8 protein-coding genes and 1 tRNA gene are annotated in these 6,615 nt (G+C 46.4%); 4 read left to right on the top strand and 5 right to left on the bottom strand.

Translation table 11 applies throughout. The annotated features are described in order from the left end of the window. The 3 genes from RIB93_RS18180 to RIB93_RS18170 all read right to left on the bottom strand — a co-directional run. Positions 1-408, bottom strand: a 408-nt coding sequence (locus RIB93_RS18180) for a two-partner secretion domain-containing protein (RefSeq protein WP_446374233.1), incomplete at its 3' end; no start/stop codon positions are given. An 876-nt stretch (positions 409-1,284) separates the two neighbouring features. Then, positions 1,285-1,851: a thermonuclease family protein gene (locus RIB93_RS18175; protein WP_446374231.1), complete on the bottom strand. Its 567-nt coding sequence runs from the start codon at positions 1,849-1,851 to the stop codon at positions 1,285-1,287. Positions 1,852-1,933: 82 nt separating this feature from the next. Beyond that, complete coding sequence (locus RIB93_RS18170; RefSeq protein ID WP_446374229.1) at positions 1,934-2,302, bottom strand: 2Fe-2S iron-sulfur cluster-binding protein; 369 nt, start codon at positions 2,300-2,302, stop codon at positions 1,934-1,936. A 76-nt stretch (positions 2,303-2,378) separates the two neighbouring features. Between RIB93_RS18170 and RIB93_RS18165 the strand changes: the two genes are divergently transcribed. Continuing rightward, positions 2,379-2,465 (top strand) — tRNA-Ser (locus RIB93_RS18165). 31 nt (positions 2,466-2,496) lie between these two features. Here RIB93_RS18165 and RIB93_RS18160 read toward each other — a convergent pair. Then, a complete protein-coding gene (locus RIB93_RS18160) occupies positions 2,497-2,658 on the bottom strand; it encodes a hypothetical protein (RefSeq protein ID WP_446374227.1) in 162 nt (53 codons plus the stop codon). A 169-nt stretch (positions 2,659-2,827) separates the two neighbouring features. Here RIB93_RS18160 and RIB93_RS18155 point away from each other — a divergent pair, with 169 nt between their 5' ends. After that, entirely contained in the window at positions 2,828-3,961 is a 1,134-nt protein-coding gene (locus RIB93_RS18155) for a ferrochelatase (RefSeq protein WP_446374225.1), read from the top strand. Between the two features lie 153 nt (positions 3,962-4,114). Here the strand turns inward: RIB93_RS18155 and RIB93_RS18150 are convergent, their stop codons facing one another. Beyond that, positions 4,115-4,636 (bottom strand): hypothetical protein, encoded by a 522-nt coding sequence (locus RIB93_RS18150; protein ID WP_446374223.1) that lies wholly within the window; start codon positions 4,634-4,636, stop codon positions 4,115-4,117. A gap of 60 nt (positions 4,637-4,696) precedes the next feature. On the opposite strand from RIB93_RS18150, the gene RIB93_RS18145 reads away from it, so the two are divergent. Then, complete coding sequence (locus RIB93_RS18145) at positions 4,697-5,251, top strand: AAA family ATPase (RefSeq protein WP_446374221.1); 555 nt, start codon at positions 4,697-4,699, stop codon at positions 5,249-5,251. 18 nt (positions 5,252-5,269) lie between these two features. Beyond that, entirely contained in the window at positions 5,270-6,601 is a 1,332-nt protein-coding gene (locus tag RIB93_RS18140; RefSeq protein ID WP_446374219.1) for a GTPase family protein, read from the top strand. The last annotated feature ends 14 nt before the right edge of the window (positions 6,602-6,615 follow it).

Raw genomic sequence — 6,615 nt, 5'->3', positions numbered from 1 at the left:
TGAGGCATTTGGACCGAAAATGATTCCAGCCGGATTCATTAAATATAAGTTAGGATTGCCGCCTGTGACCTGAATTAACCCGTTAATCACAGAGGCGTCACCACCGACGACGCGACTGAGGATATTATTTAAATCTGGATTAGCTAAAAAGTTGGCGACTTCTTCGGGATTTAAGCCAAACTGCCCGAAACTGTGGAAGAGGTTTTTGCCATCAGAAGACAGACTCCCACCGGAAATGTCGATGCGGTTCCCATCCGGTGTGACGATTGTGCCTGTACCGTCTGCTGGAGTTATTGATTGTGCCAATACCGGAGAATCAACCACCAGTGAAGCGATACCCAAAAGTATACCTTGGCACAGAGACAGCCAGACGGATAAACAACGCCAGCACAATCGAGCTGATTTCATTGGTTCAACACCCTGTAATCGCTATGCTTGATAGTTTCGCTTATTCTTAATGTTTTTGGGTTTTCTTTTAATAAAATTAAACAATAAGCTGTTCGGCATTTAAACCTTAATATCAATAATGGCGCAATCCTTGCCGTAGTGCGTTAAGCGAAGCCATGCCGCAGGCTTTGCATCTTGCTCGCTACATCAAGCATCTTGCTCGCTACTAATACCCAATTTAAACGCATGACAGCTTATTTAGTTTTGATTCATTGTGCTATTCGACTAGCAGGATGAATCAATTATGATAAAACCTTCCAACTCTTATAGAGTTGCACAGAGTAAGTAAAACGTTCATGGTGAACTGTTAAAAAATCAAATTATGACCATCAAACATTATTTTTCAGGACTTACGCAGACACACTACTGATGGGGGTAAAGGTGCGTTACTGGCGTGGCACACCTTAATTGGTGGATTAGATTCAGCTTGTAGTAAGGGCTTCAGCCCTCTCTAGCTATGGGGCGCGAGATAAAGTTCTCACTACAAACAAAGCCCTATTTTAGTTGGGTCACGCCACTACGAATAGAGGCTTGGCGTAAATCCGATTTTTATAAACCCTTAACCATTCTAATTTTCAGCTATGGGATTTCTGCTCACCCGGCTATGGGAGAAGGGCGGGTTTAGTCAAGTTATCAGTTTGGTGCTTCCATGTTATCTGTAAAACCCGCCCCTACACCCCCCGCTCTAAGATCTCTTCACCTTACGTTGACACCAATGACCGACGTGCGCCCAGAAAATCGGCAAAATCTATCAGATTTGTTTTGTAGTGAGGGAACTTTAGCCAACTCCGTCTAGGCGTTTAAGCACGCTTTGTGCTTACTACAAACTTGCTTCTTCTAAGGATTGCGTCGCCGAAATTCAGCAGGGGTTAAACGGAGGGGTTGTTCTGGGTTCCAAATGCCATATCCCATAATCCTGGCGTATTCCTGAGCGCGGATTAGGCGGTCATTATATTTATTATTAGGCGATCGCGGTGTCGCTAAAACATATCCTTCTTTAATCAGTTGTTCGTTGATCATGACTCCATCATGCCAAACGTAGGCTAACCAACGACCAAAACTGTCTTTAGTTTGCACATCAGGTTCTAAGAAAACCGATTGGAGTACCAGTTGTTGACCCCTGGTTTCACCAATAAGTTGTTCAATCCGAGTTTTGGCTGCGTTTCCCCAAGGCTGTTGTCTCAAGTCGGGTGCTTCTATACCAATTAACCGTACCCGAACAATTAAGGCGGGTTGTTGAGTGGTATCTAATACCTCGATGGTTTGTCCACTGACGACTTGTTGGACTTGTACAGGGATACCAGGAGTAACTTGTTTAGATTGACATCCCCCCAGTAAAAGGAGAAAGCTAAAGCTAATCAGGAGGGCGATGAGGCGGCTGGGATAAGCTGTACTGCTGTTCACGTTAACCGTGTGGCGTTTTGATCCCCCCCAGCCCCCCTTAAAAAGGGGGGAGTGGCTGAAATAGAGGGAGCGACTGTGCTGTTTAATCCTCATCTAAGGGTAATCCAAACCGAATCTTGCCTTTACCAAAATAGCGCCCAAACTGGAGTTCGTAGACTTCATCCTCATCCTGGGTTTCGACTTCTATGTCAGAACGGGGATACCCCACACATAACAGTGCGTACCCTTTTTCGCGCAGCGCTGGAGACAGTCCCATGGCTTCCGGTTGATGGATTTCACCGGAGATGACACGCACCGCACAGGTGGTGCAAGCGCCATTGCGACAAGAAAATGGCAGTTCTACCCCTTGGTCTTCTGCGGCTTGGAGGATGTAGCGATCGCTTGGAACTTCTAGGGTATGTTGGGTGTTGGTTTGGCGATGGTGAATTGTAATTTTATAGAATCGAGTCATCCTTTTCGTGTATAATTACAGATTGTGTGCTAAGTTTGATACTGTTAAGTCTCGCACACATCATAATAAACCCCCTGGAGAGGTGGCCGAGCGGTTTAAGGCGCAGCACTGGAAATGCTGTTTAGGGGAAACTCTAACGAGGGTTCGAATCCCTCCCTCTCCGTTCAAAAGAGAGTAAAATTAGTCAAGCCATCTCAATCTGAGGTGTCGGGTGTAACTGGAACAGTCCGAGGTCTCTGAGTGGCGATGCGGATAGAAAGCAGGTAAAGCCCCCCCGCGATCAGCACAGCAAAGATTAGTAGCAGGACTCTCACCCAAGTCTTTTGATGCCAATTTTTCGGCTCTGGCTCATGCATTAGTTTTTTGCCACCCCTGATTGGCGTATTGCTTCAGATAAACTAATTGTAGCGAGACAGGTGAATCATCCCCCTACAGGGGATGCTACCCTAAAGGTAACTGGCGAGTCTCAATTCCTAACCTCGGAAGAGACCCAGTTAATGTTCCATCAATTGATAGGATAGTCTTGTGGTTGCCACTCCTGAAAAAGTCCAATCAATACCCACATCTAACCCAGAAGGCGGCGATCGCGTTGCCGTTTTACTCATGGGTTATGGGGAAGTCGAAAGTTACGAAGACTTTGCCAACTATAATGAGCAAGCCTTAAACTTATTAACCGCTAAGTTTGCGCCTGTACCCACCTGGGTGTATCCGCCCTTAGCCAAACTGTTAGCCGTTTTTGATTTCCATGAGTGGGGACATCAGCACAATAACTTCATCTCCCCCCACAACCAAATTTTTGAGCAGCAACGGGCGGGAATTGAACACCACCTGCAAGAACAATGGGGCGATCGCGTGCAAGTCTTTAAGGCGTTTAACTTCTGCGCTCCGTTTTTACCCGAACAGGTACTGGAGCAGATTAAAGCCCAAGGCTTTGATAAACTGCTAATCTATCCCCTCCTCGTCGTTGATTCTATCTTCACCAGTGGTATTGCTGTTGAACAGGTGAATAATGCCTTAGTCAAGTTGACGGAGGGCGACGAACATTGGCTCTCTGGACAACGATATATCCCCTCCTTTTACAACGAACCCGCCTACATTGACTTGATGGCGCAGATGGTGGAGGAAAAAATCGCGGCTGATTTAGCCTCCGCTTACTTACCCTCTCAAATTGGCATTGTCCTGATGAACCATGGTTGTCCCCATGAGGCAAAGGGATTTACCTCCGGCATCATGGAAAGTGAGGCGTTGTATGAACGGGTACGGGAAAAGCTAATTTATAAGTATCCTTTAATTTCAGTGGGTTGGCTGAATCACCAAACCCCTTTGATTAAGTGGACACAGCCCAATACCGAGTTAGCGGCGAAGAATCTGATTGATTTAGGGGCAAAAGCGCTCGTATTTATGCCGATTGGCTTTGCTACAGAAAATCATGAAACCTTGCTGGATGTTCATCACATCATTCACGCTTTAGAGCATCGTAACTCTGATGTCGCTTATGTGCAGATGCCCTGTGTTAATGATCATCCTGACTTTTTAGCCATGGTGGCAGATTGGGCAAATCCTCAGATTGAAGCGCTTTTAGCCGAAACTGCGATCGCGGTTAATCCGGAAATGGCTTCCAGTCATCATCATCATCATCATCACCACCACGATCACTAAACCTAAGATCAATAGCACTGACTTAACCTGGGTTTGTAGTAGGCACGAAGCGTGCCAGAAGCGCTAAAGCGCTGACTACAAACGACTAAAGTCAGTGCCATTCAACCTAAGATCTCTGACTTCTTCAAGAAGTCGGGGATCTGATTAACAGAGTTAGCCTTCCTTAACCTCCCATCGAAACAGTCGGGGAAGCTGTGCCAAATCTAAGAGATAGTTACCTGTCCAGACAACAATTTCGACAATTAACAGAGTCCTTACCCACATCAATTCGCTATCCGAATTCAGGATAGTCAGTCCTTCATATAATTGCCAGAGGCGATAAGGCAGATATAAGTAAGGAACCATTACCCAAACAACCGATTGAAACTGTTTTAATGTGATTATCTCCGATAAAATTTGTAATCCTAGCATCAAAAAATAGGAGGCAAGTACAGTTAACACCGTAGAATGGTTCCACCAGACGCCCCAGAGAAGCATAACGACTAGGGGAACTAAGACTCCGATAACCTGAACTGTGCCAAACCAAATTTTGAACCATCCGGGTAAGGGTTCAGGAATAGTGAACGGTTTAGCCTTCCGCCACGCCCAGCCGACAATTGCGGTAAATCCAGTGGCAAGGATAAAGAAACCGAGGTTCTCTAAAATTAGGTATAAATTTGTATTGACAGAAGTCATATAATTGTGACCCGTAATCGCTTAATTGTCAGGTAAATCGCTTTTGAAACAATTCTATTGATGATTTGTCATTTTCTCATAGGTTCTCCTAGTTCTGGCAAGTCTACCCTAGCTGCCAAACTGACTCAAGTTGAATCCAAAGCGGTGATTGTGTCCACGGATGCTATCCGGGCGCAGCTATTTGGGGATGAGAACATCCAAGGGGATTGGTCATTGATTGAAACGCAAGTGTTACAGCAAATTCATCGATCTATTGCCGATGGAAACCCGGTGATTTACGATGCAACCAATGCCAAACCCGAATGGCGGCGATCGCTGTTGCCTAAGATATCCGGTGAAACCGTGCGCTGGCTAGCTTGGTATCTTACCACTCCCCTAGAAACCTGCCAAACTTGGAACCGACAGCGCCAACGTCAAGTCCCTGATCAGGTGATTGAGGATTTTTATCGCGCATTGCGAGATCATCCGCCTCAAACCAACGAGGGATTTTTAGCGGTGAATTCGGTTAATCTAGCGGATACAGAATCGGATATCTGGCAAATGTTCAACCAATCAATCGGTAGAGACGCGCCATGGCGCGTCTCTACTTGTAATCTTAAAGATAGGCAGGATTGAAGGGATTCATCGATTAGGATGACTGACGAACGTAAGGCTGACGTACCATCGGCTGATTCTCAGCAGGTGCACAAACCGACAGAAGAGACAACTCCAGAGTCGGTTGATAACTCCTGGACGAACCGCATGGCTGGACTCTGGACTACAGCAAGCGATCGCTTGCAGAAACTCCTTCCCACCGAACAAGTGACACAAACGGTGATTGACTGGTTTAGTGTTAATGAGGCGCAAGTCGCTGAGATTTTGGCGTCGGTACGGAAAGAACTCCCCACAACCCAAGCGCTGCTGATTGGTAAGCCTCAATCAGGGAAAAGTTCCATTGTGCGGGGATTGACTGGGGTTTCAGCGGAGATTGTGGGTCAGGGATTTCGTCCCCATACGCAATATACTGAGCGTTATGCCTATCCCTCAAATGACCTACCCTTGCTGATTTTTACCGATACTGTGGGTTTGGGTGATGTTAACCAAGAAACGCCGATCATTATTCAAGAATTGGCGGGTGAATTGCAACAGGATACTCATCGTGCCAGAATCCTGATTTTGACGGTGAAAATTAATGACTTTGCCACAGATACGCTGCGACAGGTGGCTGAACAGTTACAGGAGAAATATCCAGAGATTCCCTGTCTGCTGGCTGTAACTTGTTTACATGAACTTTATCCAACTGATATTACTGATCATCCGGCTTATCCGCCAGACTATGAAGAGTTGAATCGCGCCTTTGAGGGGATTCAGGACACTTTTAAGGGACTTTATAATCGGGCGGTTATGATTGATTTTACCCTAGAAGAAGATGAGTATAATCCCGTATTTTATGGCTTAGAGGCACTCAGCGATGCTTTAGCTGAGTTATTACCAGAAGCCGAATCCAGGGCGATTTCGCAATTATTGGCACAGGGAGACGCAGGTCAGCAACTGGGGAATCTCTATCGGGATGTCGGGCGACGTTATATTTTGTCATTTTCGATTATGGCAGCAACGTTGGCGGCGGTACCGTTACCTTTTGCCACAATGCCCGTTTTAACGGCGCTACAAGTCTCGCTGGTTGGGTTGTTGGGGAAATTATATGGACAGACGCTGACGCCTTCTCAAGCTGGTGGAGTCGTGAGTGCGATCGCGGGAGGATTTGTGGCGCAAGCTGTGGGACGAGAGTTAATCAAATTTTTACCCGGTTTGGGAAGTGCGATCGCGGCGTCTTGGGCGGCGGCGTATACCTGGGCGTTGGGTGAGGGGGCTTGTGTTTATTTTGGGGATTTAATGGGTGGGAAAAAACCCGATCCTCAGAAGATTCAATCGGTTATGCAAGAAGCATTTGAGTCGGCGAAAGAACGGTTTAAGGGTATAAAGTAAACCTGAAAACCAGC

This window comes from Coleofasciculus sp. D1-CHI-01 (genome assembly GCF_040218875.1).
Taxonomy (GTDB): Bacteria; Cyanobacteriota; Cyanobacteriia; order Cyanobacteriales; family Coleofasciculaceae; genus Coleofasciculus.
The sequence above is the reverse complement of the archived record's forward strand: the minus strand, read 5'-3'. Positions and strand labels throughout refer to the sequence as shown.